Origin of the sequence: Pseudomonas sp. MPB26, from assembly GCF_046605355.1 — a bacterium.
In the GTDB taxonomy this organism is placed as follows: Bacteria; Pseudomonadota; Gammaproteobacteria; order Pseudomonadales; family Pseudomonadaceae; genus Aquipseudomonas; species Aquipseudomonas cedrina.
This window is the reverse complement of sequence record NZ_CP176793.1, coordinates 5526411-5545142: the sequence shown is the minus strand read 5'-3', so window position 1 is coordinate 5545142 and position 18732 is coordinate 5526411. Positions and strand designations below refer to the sequence as shown.

At 53.2% G+C, this 18732-nt stretch carries 16 protein-coding genes; 10 read left to right on the top strand and 6 right to left on the bottom strand.

Annotation, left to right across the window (positions count from 1 at the left end; all coding sequences use genetic code 11):
* The first annotated feature begins 4 nt into the window (after positions 1–4).
* The 9 genes from ACLH0H_RS25290 to ACLH0H_RS25250 all read left to right on the top strand — a co-directional run bounded on the left by ACLH0H_RS25290 (position 5) and on the right by ACLH0H_RS25250 (position 9026).
* The gene (locus ACLH0H_RS25290; protein WP_411380134.1) at positions 5–1336 is read left to right on the top strand and encodes an aromatic ring-hydroxylating dioxygenase subunit alpha; all 1332 of its coding nucleotides are present in this window, start codon (positions 5–7) and stop codon (positions 1334–1336) included.
* On the top strand, positions 1326–1859 hold the full coding sequence (locus ACLH0H_RS25285) for an aromatic-ring-hydroxylating dioxygenase subunit beta (RefSeq protein WP_411380133.1): 534 nt from the start codon (positions 1326–1328) through the stop codon (positions 1857–1859). The genes ACLH0H_RS25290 and ACLH0H_RS25285 overlap by 11 nt, the downstream gene beginning before the upstream one ends.
* Positions 1859–2452, top strand: a complete 594-nt coding sequence (locus tag ACLH0H_RS25280) for a cysteine hydrolase (protein WP_411380132.1) — start codon at positions 1859–1861, stop codon at positions 2450–2452. Before ACLH0H_RS25285 ends, ACLH0H_RS25280 begins: the two co-directional genes overlap by 1 nt.
* Positions 2449–3243, top strand: coding sequence for an SDR family oxidoreductase (locus tag ACLH0H_RS25275; protein ID WP_411380131.1), 795 nt, complete (start codon positions 2449–2451; stop codon positions 3241–3243). The genes ACLH0H_RS25280 and ACLH0H_RS25275 overlap by 4 nt, the downstream gene beginning before the upstream one ends.
* 21 nt (positions 3244–3264) lie before the next feature.
* Complete coding sequence (locus ACLH0H_RS25270; RefSeq protein ID WP_411380130.1) at positions 3265–4500, top strand: dienelactone hydrolase family protein; 1236 nt, start codon at positions 3265–3267, stop codon at positions 4498–4500.
* 106 nt (positions 4501–4606) lie between these two features.
* Positions 4607–6073: an aldehyde dehydrogenase family protein gene (locus tag ACLH0H_RS25265; protein WP_411380129.1), complete on the top strand. Its 1467-nt coding sequence runs from the start codon at positions 4607–4609 to the stop codon at positions 6071–6073.
* Between the two features lie 349 nt (positions 6074–6422).
* Complete coding sequence (locus tag ACLH0H_RS25260) at positions 6423–7886, top strand: flavin monoamine oxidase family protein (protein ID WP_411380128.1); 1464 nt, start codon at positions 6423–6425, stop codon at positions 7884–7886.
* Positions 7887–7896: 10 nt separating this feature from the next.
* Positions 7897–8268: a c-type cytochrome gene (locus ACLH0H_RS25255; RefSeq protein WP_411380127.1), complete on the top strand. Its 372-nt coding sequence runs from the start codon at positions 7897–7899 to the stop codon at positions 8266–8268.
* A 29-nt stretch (positions 8269–8297) separates the two neighbouring features.
* On the top strand, positions 8298–9026 hold the full coding sequence (locus tag ACLH0H_RS25250; RefSeq protein ID WP_411380126.1) for a hypothetical protein: 729 nt from the start codon (positions 8298–8300) through the stop codon (positions 9024–9026).
* Between the two features lie 587 nt (positions 9027–9613).
* Here the strand turns inward: ACLH0H_RS25250 and ACLH0H_RS25245 are convergent.
* From ACLH0H_RS25245 to ACLH0H_RS25220, 6 genes are all read right to left on the bottom strand, one after another.
* On the bottom strand, positions 9614–10939 hold the full coding sequence (locus ACLH0H_RS25245; protein ID WP_411380125.1) for a hypothetical protein: 1326 nt from the start codon (positions 10937–10939) through the stop codon (positions 9614–9616).
* A gap of 600 nt (positions 10940–11539) precedes the next feature.
* Positions 11540–12016, bottom strand: coding sequence for an aromatic-ring-hydroxylating dioxygenase subunit beta (locus ACLH0H_RS25240; RefSeq protein ID WP_411380124.1), 477 nt, complete (start codon positions 12014–12016; stop codon positions 11540–11542).
* Complete coding sequence (locus ACLH0H_RS25235; protein WP_411380123.1) at positions 12017–13300, bottom strand: aromatic ring-hydroxylating oxygenase subunit alpha; 1284 nt, start codon at positions 13298–13300, stop codon at positions 12017–12019.
* A gap of 165 nt (positions 13301–13465) precedes the next feature.
* Positions 13466–14890, bottom strand: coding sequence for an APC family permease (locus ACLH0H_RS25230; protein WP_411380122.1), 1425 nt, complete (start codon positions 14888–14890; stop codon positions 13466–13468).
* A 587-nt stretch (positions 14891–15477) separates the two neighbouring features.
* On the bottom strand, positions 15478–16578 hold the full coding sequence (locus tag ACLH0H_RS25225) for an amidase (RefSeq protein WP_411380121.1): 1101 nt from the start codon (positions 16576–16578) through the stop codon (positions 15478–15480).
* A complete protein-coding gene (locus tag ACLH0H_RS25220) occupies positions 16575–17081 on the bottom strand; it encodes a nuclear transport factor 2 family protein (protein ID WP_411380120.1) in 507 nt (168 codons plus the stop codon). Before ACLH0H_RS25220 ends, ACLH0H_RS25225 begins: the two co-directional genes overlap by 4 nt.
* Positions 17082–17563: 482 nt before the next feature.
* Between ACLH0H_RS25220 and ACLH0H_RS25215 the strand changes: the two genes are divergently transcribed.
* Positions 17564–18703: a tyramine oxidase subunit B gene (locus ACLH0H_RS25215; protein WP_411382463.1), complete on the top strand. Its 1140-nt coding sequence runs from the start codon at positions 17564–17566 to the stop codon at positions 18701–18703.
* Positions 18704–18732 lie beyond the last annotated feature (29 nt).

Genomic DNA, 18732 nt, shown 5'->3' with positions numbered 1-18732 from the left:
AACAATGATTCCTACCAATGAACAAATTGCAGACTTGATCCGGCCCGACAGCGTGCATAAAAGCGTGTACACCGACCCGGTTCTCTTTCAACTCGAAATGGAACGAATTTACGGGCATGCCTGGATTTATGTCGGCCATGAGAGTCAAGTAAAGAACCCTGGCGATTACCACACGACTCGGATCGGCGACCAGGATGTGGTGATGGTTCGTGCGCCAGACGGCAAAGTAAACGTCCATTACAACCGCTGCCCTCACAAAGGGGCAAAGTTGGTGGCGGATGGTGACGGCAATGTCGGCAAGTTCTTCCGCTGCCCCTACCATGCCTGGACATTCAAGTTGGACGGCACTCATCTGTCGGCACCGCTGAAGAGCGGCTTCGAAGGCACCTGCTATGACCCGAAACATCCGGATTTCTCCATGGCCAGTGTGGCCAGGGTCGACAGCTATCGCGGTTTCGTATTCGCCAGCCAGGCGTCCTATGGCGAAGACCTGAAAACCTTCCTCGGTGGCGTCGTCAGCTCCATCGACAATATGTGCGACAGGTCTCCGGTAGGTGAACTTGAAGTAGCGGGCGGTATTTTCCGAGTACAACAACGTTCCAATTGGAAAGTTTTCTACGAAAACCTCCACGACACCATGCACGCTCGGGTGACCCACGAATCATCGGTCGATGCCGCGCGAGAACAGGCTGAAGCCATCGGCGAGATGCCGTTCGAACTGCTGATCATGGATGGTAATGGTGAGCCCTATGACTTCTGGGAAAAACTGGAACTGCGCGCCTACCACAATGGCCATGGCTACATGGAGGCGATCTTCGATCCGGATGCCGCCGAGAAGGACGAAGTTTCCCGTGCGCACTTTGGCTGTTTGAGTGAGGCCTACGGAGCCGACCGAGCGCGGGAAATCATGGGCATGAACCGACATAACACCGTGATCTACGGCAGCGGATCGCCTCATACCGTATTCATGCAATTTCGGGTTATTCGCCCGGTTGCCGTCGATAAAACCATGGTGGAAATCCAGACGTTCCGCTGTAAAGGAGCCCCCGATGTGGTGTTTGACCGCGCGCTGACTTACGCCAACGTCATCAACTCCCCTTCTTCAAATGTCATGCCGGACGACGTTGAAGTGTATGCCCGCTGCCAGGAGGGCAACATGACCCGAGGCGGCACCTGGATCAGCATGCACCGTTATGTCGGCACCGATACCTTGCTTGAAGACGGCGCAGTCTCGACCAATGGCACCAGCGAACTGCCCATGCGCAATCAGTTTGCCGCCTGGAAAAAATTCATGACCGGCACAATTATCGCCAAGGAGAGCAATAATGTTGCTTGACCGCGCTTTCAACGTAAATACATCCGACCTCACGCCTGCACTTGCCGAAGAATCCACCCTTCGCTCGGTCGAGCAATTTCTTTTTAAGGAAGCTAGCCTGCTGGACACATGGAAGTTCTGGGAGTGGGACAAACTCTTCACCGAAGATGGCATGTATTGGGTGCCGCAAAAGCACAACCAAGAGAACCCTTTCGATCACATTTCCCTGTTCTGGGAAAACCGCATGCTGCGCGAGACGCGTATTCGTCGCGTGGAAAATGCGCGTAACTGGTCACAGCAACCACAAACTCAAACAGCGCACTTGGTTGGTAACGTGTGCATTGAAGGGCTGGACGAAGATGGTTGCCTGGTGGTCAGCGCGGTGTTCCAGGCCACGGAATGGCGTTTGGATCAACGCCAACTCGCCGGGCGTTACACCTACAAACTTGCTGGCAATAAAGTGGACGGTTGGAAGATCAAGCTCAAGCGTGTTGACCTGGTCAACTGCAACGATGTGTTTGCCAACCTGGAGGTATTCGTTTGATGGAGCGGCCAGTCGTCATTGCGCTCCACTATCAGAATGATGTACTGCATCCGGAAGGACGTATCAAAGTAGGTCTGGACGAGGATGGAGCCGTTCGCGCGAATCTGATTGCCTCTGCAAGCGCGTTGCTGCGTGGTGCGCGAAAAAACGGCTGGTCCATCATTCATGCGCGGGTCGCGTATCGAGGTGATTACTCCGATTTAATCGCTAACGCGCCGATATTAAACAGCGTAAAGAAGATCGGTGCCGTGATTGACGGCACGTGGGGCGCCGAATTCCTCGATGCCTTGAGCCCCCATGAAAACGGCAAGGAATTCATCATTACCCACAAGCGGATCAACGCATTTTACGGCACGCATGGGGAAGCCCTGCTGACCATGCTCAGCGCACGCAAGCTGATCATTGCCGGTGTGGCAACGCATTCAGTCGTGGAAAGTACCGTAAGGCACGCCGTGGACTGCGGTTATCACGTCGTTGTCCCCGCAGATGCCTGCTCTGCCGCAGACCCGGCGGCACATCAAGCGTCGCTTAAAAACATGAGCCTGATCGCTGAAATCTCCAGCGTCGATCAATTGTTCAAGGTGCAATCATGAGCCTGGAAGGAAAAGTTGCAATCATCACCGGCAGCACTCAGGGGCTTGGCCTGGATATTGCCAAAGTCATGATTGCCCAAGGGGCGCAAGTGATGTTGGTGGGGCGTAACGCCAGTGCAGGAAGTGCGTTATGCGACGAACTGGGGCCCTGCGCGTCCTACACGGAATGCGATGTGGAAAACGATGAAGACATTGATCGGTGTATTGCCAATACCCTGAATCAATTCGGAAAAGTCGACATTCTGGTTAACAACGCCTGTATCTACACCGACCAGGGCATCGAGTCTTCCCGGGAAGATTGGCACAAAAGCCTGAACGTCAACGTGATCTCTGCCGCCATCTTCGTGCAAAAAGTATCACCCCTGCTGAAGCCTGGCAGCACGATAGTGAACATCACCAGCACGGGCGGGAAATTCGGTGCAGCCGGCCGTGCACTCTACCCCGCTTCCAAAGCTGCGATGTTGCAATTGACCAGGAATTTCGCCGTGAGCCTGGCTCCCAAGGGCACTCGCGTGCTGAGCGTCTCGCCGGCGTGGACCTGGTCCCCGACCGTCGCCACGCTGACCAACAGTGATATTGCGCTCGCCGACCGCGTCGGCGCTGACTTCCATCCTCTGGGCCGTATCGGGCGAGGCGAGGAAGTCGGCACTGTTGTGGCTTTTCTCTGCACACCCGGCGCCTCCTGGATGACCGGTGTGGATGTACCTGTAGATGGCGGTTTTTCCATCCTGGGCCCGGACAGAGGTATATCGCCTCGCGTGTGGTTCCAACGTCATACCGATGCTGAATAGTTGATAGAGGAGTACAAAAAGATGGGCGAATTCATCGATATAAAGACTCTGGACAAAGCACAAACGTTTCGTGGTTATCTTGCTGTTCCGGCCAGTGGAAAAGGCCCGGGACTTGTTCTCGGCCAGGAAATTTTCGGCGTCAACGCAAACATGCGAGCTGTCGCAGACCTCTATGCTGAAGAGGGTTACGTGGTACTGGTGCCCGACCTGTTCTGGCGAATGGAGCGCGACGTCGACCTCGGTTACACGGAGCAGGATTTTGCAAAAGCTATCGGCTTCTTCCAGCGTCTGGATCTGGATCTGGCTGTTGATGATATTTCTGCAAGCTTCGCCAAACTCAACACGCTGCACCAGGTTGAAGGCGATCAATTCGGTTTCGTCGGATTCTGCATGGGCGGCAAGCTGGCCTATCTGACGGCCACACGCACCAAGGCTGCCTGCTCGGTCGGGTTCTACGGCATGGGCATCGAGAACTACCTCGACGAAGTGGATAACATCCGGGGTCGACTGGTGCTTCATTTTGCCGAGAACGACGCTTACTGCGACGCTCAGGCCCGCGCAAAAATCAGCTCGGCCTTGAAAGGCCAAAAGAGTTCGGAGATCTACGTGTATCCGAATGTCGACCACGCTTTCGCCCGGGCAGGCAGCGACCACTTCGACAAACCAGCCGCTCTCATGGCACACGAACGAACCATTGCCGCGTTGAAGCGCGAGATCGGTCCGAACTTCAACCTTTCGGATTTATGGGACGAACATGTAAAGCATGAGTTCGATACGCGAGACGTTCCCGCAACGATGGCCACGATGGTCGCGGAGCCCTACGTCAACCACATCCCGACCATGACCGGTGGGGTTGGCAGCAAGCAGTTAAGCCGTTTTTATCAGCACCACTTTGTCCATGGAAACCCGCCGGACATGAAACTGATCCCCCTGTCCCGGACAGTGGGTGCGTTGCAGATCGTCGATGAATTCATCATGTGTTTTACTCACACGACGGAGATCGATTGGATGCTCCCGAACGTGGCGCCGACCGGTAAGTACGTCGAAATCCCGATGCTGGGTGTCGTGCGATTCAGGGGCGACAAGCTCTATCACGAGCATATTTACTGGGATCAGGCGAGCCTGCTGGTCCAAGTGGGTCTTCTTGACCCGACAGGTTTGCCTGTCGCAGGCGTGATCACTGCGCAGAAGCTCCTGGATGAGGCACTTCCTTCAAATACGCTGATGGATAACTGGAAGAACAGCGAAACCCTGTGACGCCACGCTGGGCAGTCCTGCAAACGGCCGGATCGCCCAGCCCCATGTCCAGCTCGACATTTCGCAAAATTTTTTCTGCGCAAACTTGACTCAAAGGTGTGCCGCCATGACCGATCAAGCCATTAAAGACCTGAAAATCTACCACCCTTATATCAACGGTAAATCCTGGCAAAGCGACGGCCAGCCGGAACAGGTCGTGATCAACCCCTACACCCAACAAGCTATTGCACGCGTGAAGCTTGCGACGGCAGCCGACATCGACAGCGCCATCGCGTCAGCATTTGAAGCGCAAAAAACCTGGGGCAAAACCCTCGCCAAGGAACGTGAGGCCATTCTTTGTCGGGCCGCGGATATCATCGAGCGCCGGCGCGGCGACATTGCGAAGATCCTCATCGAGGAAGGTGGCAATGTGTTCGGCAAAGCCATGTTCGAATGCGACTACATGGTCAGCACATTCCGCATCGCCGCAGGACAGGCACGCGATATCCGTGGCGAAACCATGCCTGCCGACGGTGCGGGGCGTATCTCGATGTCCATCAGGCAACCGCTGGGTGTCATTGCAGGGGTTGGTCCTTTTAACGCCCCGCTGCTCTTGAACGGGAAAAAGCTCGCCCCAGCCTTGGCCGCCGGCAACGCATTCCTGATGAAGCCGGCCCCGCAAACCCCGCTGATTGGTTTGCTCTTGGCCGAGATCCTCGAAGAGGCTGGCGTCCCTCCGGGCGTGTTCAGCGTGCTGCCCACCACCAATGAAGCGCTCGGAGACAAATTTTTCTCCGACAAACGCGTGAAGATGGTGACCTTCACCGGTTCGGCAAAAGTCGGCCGGTACCTGTCCGAGTTGGCTGGCAAGTTCCAAAAACGCATCGTCCTGGAACTTGGCGGCAAGAGCCCCATCGTCATCCTGAATGACGCGAAGCTGGACTATGCCGTCAGCGCCGCAGCTTTCGGCATCTTCTTCAACCAGGGCCAGGTGTGCATGGCCAACTCGCGGATCATCGTTGAGGAAGGCCTTTACGAGGCGTTCTGCACCGCGTTCGTTGAAAAAGTCCGCTCCATTCGCTGCGGTGACCCTGCCGACCCCGCCACGATAGTGGGCCCACTGATAAGCGCCCAACAGTGCGAATTCATCCGTGGCCAGATCGACGACGCGATTGCAAAAGGGGCAACGCTGCTAACCGGTGGCGGGTATCGGGGAAACCTGTTCCAACCCGCCGTATTGACCGACGTCAAGCCATCGATGGCTGTCTATGACGAAGAGAGCTTCGGCCCCTTGGTATCCATCTACAAGGCCAAGGACTTCGAGCACGCCATTGAGCTGGCAAACGATACATCCTACGGCCTTTCTTCCGGCATTGTGACGAACGATCTTCAGAGGGCATTTGACTTCGCTCTGCGTATCGAAGCGGGTTCGGTACATATCAATGACAACTCGTTTGACGATGATCCAAATGCGCCTTTCGGCGGTTTCAAGGATAGCGGACACGGCAAGGAAAATGGTCGTTACTCCATTCACGACATGACCGAGCTGAAGTGGGTGACTTTGCAATTGGGGGAACGAGTCTTCCCTATCTGATGAGTAACGATAATGCCTCACGCCGGCGCTGCTGGGGCCATTGTCAATCCGCACCAAGGAAGAGCGATCATAATGGCGTTCAGCAGGCGACATTATTAAGCATTCAGAAGAACCTTCAGGCTAACCCCGCTGGAGGAGACTTTTAACCATAGTATCAAACTAAAAAACAACCTATTTTTTGGATGATATTGGCCTACCTATCGGATAGACCACCCCTCGACTTTAATATTTAATAAACCGACACGTTCTATCGTGTGAAGTGTTGGTGGGAAAGGTATGTGACTTCCATTAATAGGCAGTGTGCCCGCCTGCGTGGAAATAAAACCAATAAAATAATGGTGAGGTTTAAATGTCCGAGAAGGATGGTAGTGAGTTATTGAAAGCGGGTTATAACCGTCGCCAGACACTGAAAGGAATTGCGGCGGGCGCCACGACGGTAATTGCCGCTTCCATGCTGAATTCTGCGATAGCAAGCGCGCCAAAACCTGCACCCGACGCTTCAGACAATAAATTGGCTGACGGCGGTTACGACACCATTATTATCGGCGGCGGTATGGCGGGAGCCACCGCAGCCAGAGAGTTGGGAACGCGGGGCAAAAAATGCTTGGTATTGGAAGCACGCAACCGAACAGGTGGCCGCACATTCACTACCGAAGTTTTTGGCGAGCGCGCCGATGTGGGCGGGCAATGGATCCATTGGTTGCAGCCGCACGTGTGGGCGGAAATGCAACGTTACGGCTTGCAGTTGCTGGAGACGCCGGGGGCAAACCCGGCAGCTTATGGTGTGGTGGTCAACGGTAAGCTCAAACCCTTCGATCCTGCCAAGGCCTTTGAACTGTTGAACGCCGGCATGGAGGTGTTCAGTAAAGACGTGATTGATCTGTTTCCTCGCCCTTTTGACCCATCCTTTAATCCAGACTATTTGAAGACAGATAATATTTCCATTGCCCAGCGAATGAAGCAGATCAATGTGCCTGATGAAACGCGAGCCATTCTAGAATCTTATTTCACGACGGCTGTAAATGGCCCTATCGATCAGGCTGGCTACTTGGATCAGATCCATTGGTATGCCCGCGCAGGCAATGATATGGATCGTCTGCTCCGAGCCTGCACCCAATATAAAATCAGCACCGGTACGTCGTCGCTTGTAGAGTTATTATTTCGCGACAGCCGTGCTGAAGTCAAACTGAATACCCCCGTGCAAAGGGTAGAACAGTCTTCACGTGGCGTGAAAGTTACCGCGGAAGATGGCAAACACTATTTTGCCAAGTCCTGCATCGTCGCGTTGCCCATGAACTGCTGGAACGATATCGAATGGTCGCCAGCTCTATTGCCAGGAAAAGTAGCCGCCAGTAAAGAGCGGCATGTTGGTTCCGGCTTCGAGTTGAAAGTGAAAGTGAAGGGAAATAAAGGCAGCTATCAAGGCATGGCGCCCTCTGGTTATCCAATCAACCTGGTGTACACGGATTATATCTCTGACCACCATACCAAGTTTGTTGCCATGGGCTATTCAGTACCCGGCTTCGATGTAAACGACGACGATAATGTCCGTGAAGCATTTACGCGTTTGTTGCCTGACGCCGAGATCATGGAGAGCTTTGCCTACGATTGGAACTCCGACCCGTATTCGAAGGGTACCTGGTGCGATTACAAGCCTGGCATGTGGAGCAAGTACGGAGTGGACATGCGCAAGGACGAGGGGCGCATCGTTTTTGCCGGCTCTGATGTTGCCAATGGATGGCGAGGTTTTATCGACGGTGCGATTGAAACAGGGTTGCGTGCATCGCGTGTCGTATTGAAGCAGTTGGGTTGAGGGGGTTGAGATGAATAAAAAGATATGGGTTCTGACTTTTATGATGGTTTCGAATCTGGCACTGGCGCAGGAGGATGACTGTTCGCCAGAGGCTGCCGAAAAAGCCTGGGGCAAGTGCGCCGCTTGTCACTCTCTCGCCGAGGGGAATAACTCGATGCTGGGCCCGAACCTCCACGGCGTTATTGGCCGCAAGGCGGGCTCGCTTGATGGGTTCGTTTATTCGCCAGCGATGAAGGCCTCGGACATGGTATTTACGGCCGACAAGCTTGATGCGTTTGTGGCGGCCCCCGAAGAGGTCGTCCCTAAAAATCGCATGCCTTTCAGCGGCCTTAAAAATCCAAAAGACAGAGCGGCAGTTATTTGCAAAATAAAAGCGTCTTAACCCTATAACTACCGATTGGAACACTTATTATGAATAACAAACTTGTGCTTAGCAGAAACCGGCTGGTCTCCATTACCAGTTGGCTGGCTATTTGTTTTTGTATGCTGACCACCTTTCTGGCGATCCAGGCCGGCAGTTTCGACTACGAAGCCGCGGGTGATGTGGCTGCGCAGTTGCAGGTGGGTGTCGCGGGCGCTACCAACCTCAAATGGATGATGCTGAGCGATACGTTTGGCTTTTATCTATTGAGCATTCCGGCTGCCCTTTATCTTTGGATGAACTTCAAACAGGAAAATCCGTTTCTGGTATCGCTGGCAACCGTTGCGGGCATGTTTTTCGGGTTGGTTGGGGCGATTGGCGCATCGATCCTCTCCGTTGCGTGGCCGGTGCTTACGATTGCAACCGCCAATGCGACAGACCCCGCCGCCGCTCAACTGTATACGGAGCTTTTCCGTGTAATCACCATGTTTGTTCAGGACGGCATGTGGGGGCGTTTAGAATTCTTCCTCTCCGGAGTCTGGTACATAGGGATCGCGGTTGTCATCTGGCCGCACCTTAAGGCCTTTGCGGCCCTGACTTTTTTGAACGGCTGTTTCGGGCTGTTTTCGAGTGCGGCGAAAATGCTGGATGCCGGTGAAATTGCTGGCCTAGGCCTGCAAGGTGTTCTATACGTCACCCCTATCTGGTTCTTTTGGCTTGGCGTATTGGCGTGGAAAGGAAAGGCAACTTCTGCCTCCTCTCAGGTCAACTATAGCTAATTGCGCTATCGGGTGCTGCCATTGGCAGCGCCCTTACTTTCTCTGTATATACCTCAGTGTTAAGGGCTCCGAGAGTCAGCCCGGATATAGACAGATCGGCTTGCAGCTGAAATCTTCGAAATGGTTCATGTGCTGGGTATTCCAGTCATCCGGCCACTCAGACTCCACGGTAATCCGGTCTGGCAGTCGGAACGCAGCGACGCTGTCAGGAAAGTCGATTGGGCTAAAATCGTGGTTGCTCCAGACGAAATAATCTTGGGCCACGCGACCCCAGAATAAAACGGCCAAGAGCCGCTCAACAAGAGTGGCTGTCTAAAAAGGGTGCCCTCGAGAACAAAGGCACCTCCACCAAGGAGCAAAAGTGGAAACTATTCCAGCCGCACGGATGAAACGCTCTGCCGGTTTCTATTACTGACTGCGTTATTTACGTCATGCTTTTCTTTGATCAAGCTAGATCTCGCAGGGAGTACAGAACGTTTGCCAGGCAAAACTCGGCGATCCGACGGTGGGCTATGGCGTATGTATGGATACAACTTTCTCTAAACGGCCAAGAACAAAAACAGGCGACATCAGTCACCTGCCAGGTATCAAAATGTCGTCGCGAACACCAACTGGGTGTACATATTTGTATCGTTGTTACCCAACTGCGTCCCCCCCTGCTCTGCGCTCTTGTCTGGCTGGTAGATGCCTAACAACGGCAAAACGGTCAAGTGCTGATTAACGCGCCATTCGGCATACAAGTCGACTTCATAACCATCGTTGTTACGCACGTTACGATCAATGGTGTCGTAATTAAAGTACATGGCTCCGAGGGTCAGGCTTTCCAAAGGAGAGACCTTGAACGTGACGTTCTGGATACGAGCATTATTATTGAAGGGCCCGGCATAATTACTTGCCACCTCACCTTGGAACCATGTGCCATAGCCACGGCCCGTTCCATAAAACAAGCTGTCATAACCCTCTGAAAAGCGGCTGTAGCGATAGCTGGCGCTCGGCTTCCACGGAGCATCAGCAAAGGTCCACCCTGCTTCCAGATACCAAGCGTCCTCATTCGCCGCATTCGGTTTGCTTTGCCTGGCGTATTCACCCGACAAAAACAGGTTTTCCACGCCCGCATTACCCACTGCGCGCACGCTGTAGGTCTTCATGCCGTCACGCTCAAGCTGAAGGGGGGAAGCGTACTGTTCAGCGATTTTCGTGGTGTTGATGTACGTCAGGCCAACCGTACCGGCTGCAGCCACGTGTTCCAGCGTACCGACGTACATCTCGGTATTGGCCTGAGAGGGGTTATCGGATTTAAGCCACATCAGATCGCCACGCCAGCCCTCTTTACCGCCAATGCGCAACACGGCTGTCTTATCGAACGCTTTGCGGGCAGCCACGTAGAAAGCACCTCCACGATTGTACTGTCCGTCGCCGAGGCCGCGACCTGCACTGAAGGCGTCGCCCTGAATAAGGAAGCCGTCGCCCACTGCAATATTCTGTCGACCGAACGAAAAGTCGATGCCGTCTTTGCCAAGGACTTCAAACAGGTTGCCCGAGCGCCATCCCAGATAAGCATCTTCAATCTTGGTGGTGCGCTCAGATCCATCAGTGTAGCCTGCAGCGTCCCCGTCCCCCCAAGTGGCCGAACTGACCAGTGAGAAGGCACCATAGGCCGTCCCTGCGCCTCGCAATCCCTGATCGCCGCTCACGCCATATTTGATGTAGCCCTCTCTCCATGAGGACGATCCCTGTGTTAACCGGCCAGAGGCTGGATAACTTTCACGACTGTGGAAAACGCCAAAAACCGCATCCAGGTTAGCATTGAGATGGGTGTCATCTCGGGAAAAAAACTCGTAAGCGCCCGCGGGAGTTGTTGCATTGAACAGTGCAGCGAGGGTACAAAAGTGAAGCAGGGAATATCGACGCATGGTTGCATTTCCATTTTTTTTATTGGGTTAAGCGATACATTAAATGGGCTATTCCTCACCTGCATTTAAATGCCGCCAGGATTCTGCAGTCGTTGGGGTAGTCAATGCGAACTACTGTTTAATAGTTGCACAGTCTATTTTTAAACATCTGTTGCGTTTTTCTAATGGTCACCTCCTCGCGATAGCTTGCTTGAATAACTTTGTACCAAGCCCAACATGAAAATTATTATCTGTACAGCAATCGCCTGGGTCCGACATGCTTTTTGTAGGGTATGTGCCAAGTATAAGAAGGGCTAAAACCTTAACTGTGCTGACTCAACAGAAAACACCCGTCGTTACAGAGACTGATATTTGAATCTATAACCGACACCTTCAGCAGACTTTGCGAGCATCAGCTCGACAAAGAGAAAGGATTGCTTGTTATGCGTGAGCACTCTCGTTCTCAAGCACTACCTAACACCATGTTTTGAGGCGTTAACTGTTCAATCCCTACAAAGTGCCTTCCGATCAAAAACGTTTGTCGAGTCTCAGAAGGCACCGCTCTTATAGCCGGCAGAAACAGTGCGAACACTCCTCGTCTCCGGCACCCGAACTGTTAACTTAAAGTATATAACCTATCCCGGCGAGCGCGTCGTCAGCGTTGATCAAACGAATCAACTTACGCTGAATCTTGAAAGTGTCACTGAAGCGTTCAAGCTCGTAGACGATGTCCGCGCTGTAATGTTTGAGCGAGTCCTTACGGAACTCGCGCACGTTTTGCGCGCAACGGACCGTCACTTTTTCATCGTTTTCGAACAGCACACGAAAACGTGACAGGGTGCGCACGGTACGCGGCTGCGGGCTGGTGGAAATCGAATCACCTCCGGTCAGACGCTGGATTCGCAACTGACGCATGTGATGATCGTCATAGGCGTAGTTGAGGGTGTTTTCGAAGTCTTCTTCCTTGGGATTGATCGGGATAATGTAAGTACCCTTCTCGTTCCACAGGCTCAACCAGGTGTCGAATTCGCCATGGTCGAGCATGTCGCCTTCAGCCCAGATAAAAGCGGTGACTTGATTCAGTAATTGCAGGTTCATTTACTTAGTCTCTGCCGTCATCATCTTTTTCCACTGCTGGTAAGCAGCGCGCATGCCTGTCTCGGCGCTTACGTCGCTGACCAGCCCGTCTTCGGTCGGTTTTTCACCCGGCAGGCCACGGTTCAACATGATCCACAGGTCTTCGCCAGCACTGGCGCCTTTCTGCACACGCTCCCAGGCTTCGGAATCGTCCGGAGTACCAAAACCCATCGGCCCCTGGAAGTGCTCATGCAAACGCAGGCGGTAGCGGTTGGCTATAGCAGGGCCGCCGTCCATGGTGATTACCGAGTGATGAATTTCTGTCTCTGTCACCGATATCGGTTGCAGCGCGCGGAAAAACGCCATGGAACAGGCAACGTTGGGGAACAGGTTAAGATTGAAACCCGAGCCACCGACAGCACGAACAATACGGCGTACTTGCTGCTCTTCAATACCGTCTTCGCGCAATCGCGCAGCAAGCTCCTCGAAGCGCTCCGGAATCGGTTTGTCGAGATCGGCTTCAAGATCCACCAAGTCGGGGATCATCACCATTACGCTGTGCCCGTTACCAAGGTCTTCGACGTAACCCGGCCCTTCAACGAAGTCGAAAAGTTTGAGGGTTTGCTCATCAACCGATGCCAGGAATGACTTGTGCACCAGCGGGAAGTGGTAAGCGTCTGTGGTATTTTCCAACTGGATTTTCCAGTTGCCCGGAAAGCGAAAACGGTGCTCGCCTGGGACCTTGATCGGGTAACCGGCGCCCTGTTTCATGAACAGGTCGATCCATTTCTTGGCAGGTCCAAGGAAGTCGACCAGTGGTTCGATGTCATCCTTGAGCGTGGCAAACAGCATGCCCGCATATTCTTCAACACGCAGGCTGACCAGAGGCAGCTCGCCCTTATCCAGGCAATCACCGTAGCTTTCAGGGCTCGGCACACCACGCAGTGAACCATCCAACGCGTAACTCCAGCCGTGATATGGGCAGACAAAGCTGTTGGTCTTACCCTTCTTGTGTTCGCATACCGTAGCGCCGCGATGGCGGCAGCGGTTGAGGTGCACATGGACCTGTTTCTTGCGGTCGCGCACCACGATCACCGGCTGCTTGCCGATGTAGGTGCTTTTGTAGCTGCCCGCCTCCGGGATCTCGCTGACGTGCGCGACCCAGACCCAGGTACTGTAGAAAATCTTTTCCAGTTCCATGTCAAACAGCTTGGCGTCGGTGTACAACGAGGTGTGCACGCGGTCGTGCTTGATCAAGCTTGCGGGCTCCATATCAAGCCCGACAACGTTAATTAAATCGCTCACAATTAATTACCTTTCTATCGCAATGTGACGAGAGTTATTTTGAAATAACCTTAAGCCCGCACCCACGCCTCATCAATCGCCGACCGCGAGAGGTTTAGTGTTTTAAAGACAACAAGCGTCAGCCCACCTGGATCAAGCTTAACGGCGGTGTAGGCAAGGCCTATATCATTTGATCCCGGACGAGTCAGTTTTCCTGAAGCGCCCCTTGATTATCCCGTAGAGAAACAAGACAACCAGAAGTAACGGAGTGCCATTGACCCAGGCAGATTCACTGCCCGTTAGCATGCCGTAATTATCGTAGATGAGATAAACGGCAGTACTAAGACCAGCCAGTGCGATGAGTGGGCTGAGTAATGTTTTAAAATACCGTTTATCGTTGGCTTTTTTGAAATGAACGACGACCCCCAATGTGACAAATGTCTGAAGCCCTATCAATCCAAGGGTCGACAATGCCACCGTTACGGGAAACAAAAATACAAAGGCGTCATAGCCCAGGGAGGAAGAGACGATAATGGTCAGCGCAACGAGCACGGTCACAAGCAGACTTGCATTGGCTGGAGATTTTTTCGTTTCATGAACATGTGAAAGAACATTCGGCAAGTGCTTGTCTTTGGCCAAAACTTGAACATACCGCGTCGCAGCATTATGCAGTGACAACAAACAGCAAAAGTTGCTGGTGCACAGCATGAGGGAAACAATTGTCGCCATCGTGCTACCCAAACGAGTCGTGAACAAATTGATGACCAACCCGCCCTTCGCTATTGCTGCCTCGTCCTTGATGGAATCAAACCCAACCTCACCGATGATCAGCCAGATAATGATCAGGTAGGCGACGCCTACCAAAACGACCGCCAAACGAGTGGCATGCGGAATGGTTTTTGCTGGCTTCCTGGCTTCCATCGCATAAAGCGCGGCGGACTCGACACCGAGGAATGATGCCAGCGCCACCATGAGCCCAACCCCCAGCCCCGGCAACATTATTGCGTCTACCGAGATGGCTTGAACCGGGAAGGCGTTAAGACCTTTATCCAAGAATATGGAAATACCCAGTAGAAAAAGCACAAAGAACTCTGCAAGCACCAAAGGCACGAGGATCTTTGCGGCAAAATCAATATTCGCCCGGCCCAGGTAACAGATCGCCCCCACGTATAAGACGGTCCATGCTGCCCAGCCGATATCAATACCAAACCCTTGCATGGTCATATTCGTGTAATACCCGGACGCCACAGCAATCGCAGTGGTAATCGCCAGATAAGAGGCTAAGGCAACCCATGCCGCCCCCGCTCCTACGCCCCGTCCAAAGATCACCGTAAGGTACTTGTAAAACGCGCCGGCCCCCGGGATCGCCCGGATTAATTCGCCATAGCCTATCGAGAAAAAAATCATCAGAATTCCCGCCAGCAGGAATGCTCCGGCAAGGCCAGCGCCATTACCGTGCTCAAAAGCGATGGGGGCCGCGGTGAGAACCGCCCCTAACGGTCCTGCGGCTGCAATCACCAATAACGCGATTTTATAAGCACTTAGATTACCTTCTAATTGCTGGCCGCCTGCAGGCACATCTGCAGATAGGGGCTCGGATAGCTCTGTCATCCCAATTCTCCACTCTAATTATTTTATGAATAACGGAAATAAATCGATGCAGCAGCATCCTTGCGGACCAACACGAGCGCTCCTCAAACGCAAGCGATACCTGCCCGCCGCCCCTGAAAACCGCAGCCTGGCTATTCTTTATATCGCTCTTCACTCTTTGCCAAGTTCACCAAACTCTTATCTTGCCAAAAGGCGGGTACTCAGGAACTCAAACCAATCACTTGTCTTCGATGACACAATTCATGACGCCTATTCAACGAGGCATCAATGTGCAGTGTATATTCCTGGCCTTGGCGATCGGATTGAATCTGGTTCAAGCGTATCCTTCTAATTGTCGGCGCAATGTAGATTGCGCATCACATGTAGCCGGCTTCATATGGGTGTACGGCCTACCGGTATCCTTGCAGTACTTCGCCGCGAAAACGATGACACCGTAAGCGACATTCGTTGTACAGATTGCAACGCTGCAACCTTTTGGGTGACATCCCTGATCATTTCCTTCGTCGCTCAAGAAGGTACTGAGTCACTTTTTGATTGCACCGCCTGACCAGCGTGCTTGCTGCGCTCGATGACGAACGCTGATTCATTCAAAGGAACGCACCAGCAATGGCACACAGACGTGCATCCTCACCCTTTGCTCCGATGAGTTGCAGGCTGGTTTTAATGGAGGAACCCGGATAGGGAATTGGCACACTCAATGCCGGGTGCCCGCTCAAGTTGAACGGCCTGAGGAAGCGCGTCAGATCGATCACCGATTCACCCTTGCATACATCAACCAATAGCGGTGGCAGACGAGGCAAACTCGGAAGGACGAGTGTATCGAAGCGTTCCAGCAAATGGTCTACCTGTTCGCTGAATGCCATGCGCACCGCATGCGCAGCTTGTACGGCCACGGCATCGGTGTTGGCCGCACGCAGTAACCTCGCCTCAACATCGGCACCCAGTAAAGCCTGGCCGGTGTAATGACCATAAGCAGCCCACGTTTCAGCATTAATGACGGTCAATGCAGCTTCGAATGCCTGATCAAGAAGCGGCAGCGTGACGACTTCCCAGACCCAGCCGCGACGATTCATCTCGTCCCGTATGGCTTGCTCAATCGCAGGATCGCAAGAGACATTGACTAAACCTACCCGGAATTGCCCGAGAGGCTTATGCGCGGAGAAAGTTGAGTCCATTGAAGTCATCGCAGCTACGAGCGTCTCAAGATCACGAGCCATGGGTCCTACAACATCAAGAGAACTGGAAGCCGGATACACACCGTGACGACTCAACCGACCGAACGATGGCTTGAGACCCAAGACCCCACAGCAGGCAGCCGGCATGCGCACAGAACCTCCTGTATCAGTACCCAATGCCACATCCACATTTCCCTGAGCAACGATGACCGCTGAGCCACTGGAAGACCCACCAGGGATCCGATCCGGTGCCTGTGGATTAACTGGCGTTCCAGCCCACTCGTTGATACCAGTCACACCGAAAGCCAGCTCATGCAGCACAGTCTTGCCAATGATTTGCCAACCATCGTCGAGAAGCGCCTTCACAACAGTTGCATGGTCTTGGACTGGCGGGGCGTGTTCGAAAGCACGACTCCCACAACGTGTTGGCCAACCTGCCACATCCAAAGAATCCTTGATGGCGACCGTCCGCCCCGGCCCCCCGATGCAACCTTCAATGACCAGCGGGCTCACAGTGACGCCTCTTGGACATTCTCGAGACGAAAGGCATCAACGCGTTCAGTTGAAAAAAAGGAGATGCGCCAGGCGTCTGCCTCCCAGAGAAATTCCACGCTGAGGGCGGCGACAATTGACCCTGATTGGCCAGATTCGTAGCGACTGAGTTGCTGCATTACCCATCGGCCTTTGGCTTGAAAACCATCGACAGATATCTGCTCACCGGAAAGAAAGTGCATATTTGACTGAAAGTGTGGAGCCGGCGGCAGGTAACTCATGAGCATCGCCACTATCGCTTTGCGTCCATCTACACGACCAAACTTAAGGGCATACCGAGATCCGACCCCCTGCCACACTGCGTCCTGGCAGAACAATTGGCCCAGCTCGATTTCACGTGTTTCAGGCCCGGGAACGTCGCACAAAAACATATACCGATTCAGTAAATGGCGAACCGAAGATTCGGCCTCAAGTACCCGAATACGCTCTTCCAGCAGGGAAATGTCAGAAATGGGGGAAATCATGAAAAGGCTCCTGTCGAATCTGCAAAAACAAGACAAGGAAATTACTGACATAGAAGTCGGGCCACAATCACAGCAACCAGGGATCATGTTGCTTTTTAGGCAATGATGTTGATCGGTGCTTGACCGGAATAGCCGCTATACCCTCTTAGCGCAAGCGTTGTCATTACCACAACAAGTGTCGCCTCGAATGTCATCGAGTTCAAAAAAACGAACTGTAGGATAAGCGTGGTCTGTTACCTAGTTTAGCTTGAGCGCCAGAATTCATGCCGAATGCTCCAAGGCTGATTGGGAGCAGTTAAGCGCCGAAAAAAGCGCATAACCGTCATGGCTCACCCGATTATTCGAAGGCCCTGCGATTTGGACCGTTCGATTCAGAATGACAACGGCGTTGAAGGTTAGAGCGCAAACGGTCAGATCACGTCCCCGCTGAGAAAGGTTCGTATCAGCGGCAAGAGCAGTATTTCAAAATGAGCATCACGACTATGCACAACTTACCAAATATTGATTTCATTTATCTCTCCGAACCGGACATGATTCAGGCGGGCGTCACCAATATGGCAGCCTGCGTTGACACGATGGAAGAAATGTTTTCCCTGATGTACCACGGCGACTACCGGATGGCAGGTCCCAATAACAATTCCCACGGATCTGTGGTGGTATTCCCTGAAGACTCACCTTTTCCGGACATGCCCAAACCTACCCCCGATCGACGCTTCATGGCGATGCCTGCTTACCTTGGCGGTCAATTTCGAACAGCCGGGATGAAATGGTACGGATCCAACATCGCGAATAGAGAGAAGGGTCTCCCCCGCTCCATCCTTCTGTTCGTACTCAACGATGCCGATACGGGCGCTCCTCTGGCAATCATGTCAGCGAATCTTCTTTCTGCTTATCGAACAGGCGCCGTGCCTGGCGTAGGCGCCCGCCATCTGGCCAAAAAGAATTCGAAGGTGGTTGGCATTCTTGGTCCAGGTGTGATGGCGAAGACCTCACTTTCGGCATTCGTTGCCGAATGTCCTGATATTGACACAATTAAAGTCAAGGGACGCGGCCAAAAAAATATCGATGCGTTTACATCGTGGGTTCGTGAGACTTTTCCGCAGATTGTCAACATTCATGTGGTAGACACCAACGAAGCTGTGGTACGCGACTGTGACATCGTCACATTCTGCAATTCCGGAGCAATTGGTGATGCCTCTGCCTATCCTGTGGTGAAGCGTGAATGGGTAAGCCCTGGTACGTTCCTGTCCATGCCCGCCTTGACGAGTATCGATGAAGGCATGCAGTCACCCGACATTCGCAAGGTTCTGGACAATCCTTCTCTCTACCAGGCATGGCATGAAGAAAATCCCAAGCCAGTGCACAACATCGTGCCAGTAGTGGGCATCCAATTCCTCGATCTGATCGACGAAGGAAAAATGTCACCTGACCAGCTCGAGGATCTGGGCAAGATTGTTGTCGGTGAAGCACCCGGCCGTAAAAACGACGATGAAATCATCATTATGTCGGTCGGCGGTATGCCAGTAGAAGATGTTGCGTGGGGCACCGTGATTTATCGGAACGCATGCGAAAAAGGCATAGGCGTCAAACTTAATCTCTGGGAAACCCCAACGCTAAGTTGATCCCGCACGGCAACCGCGCCTTCTGAGTC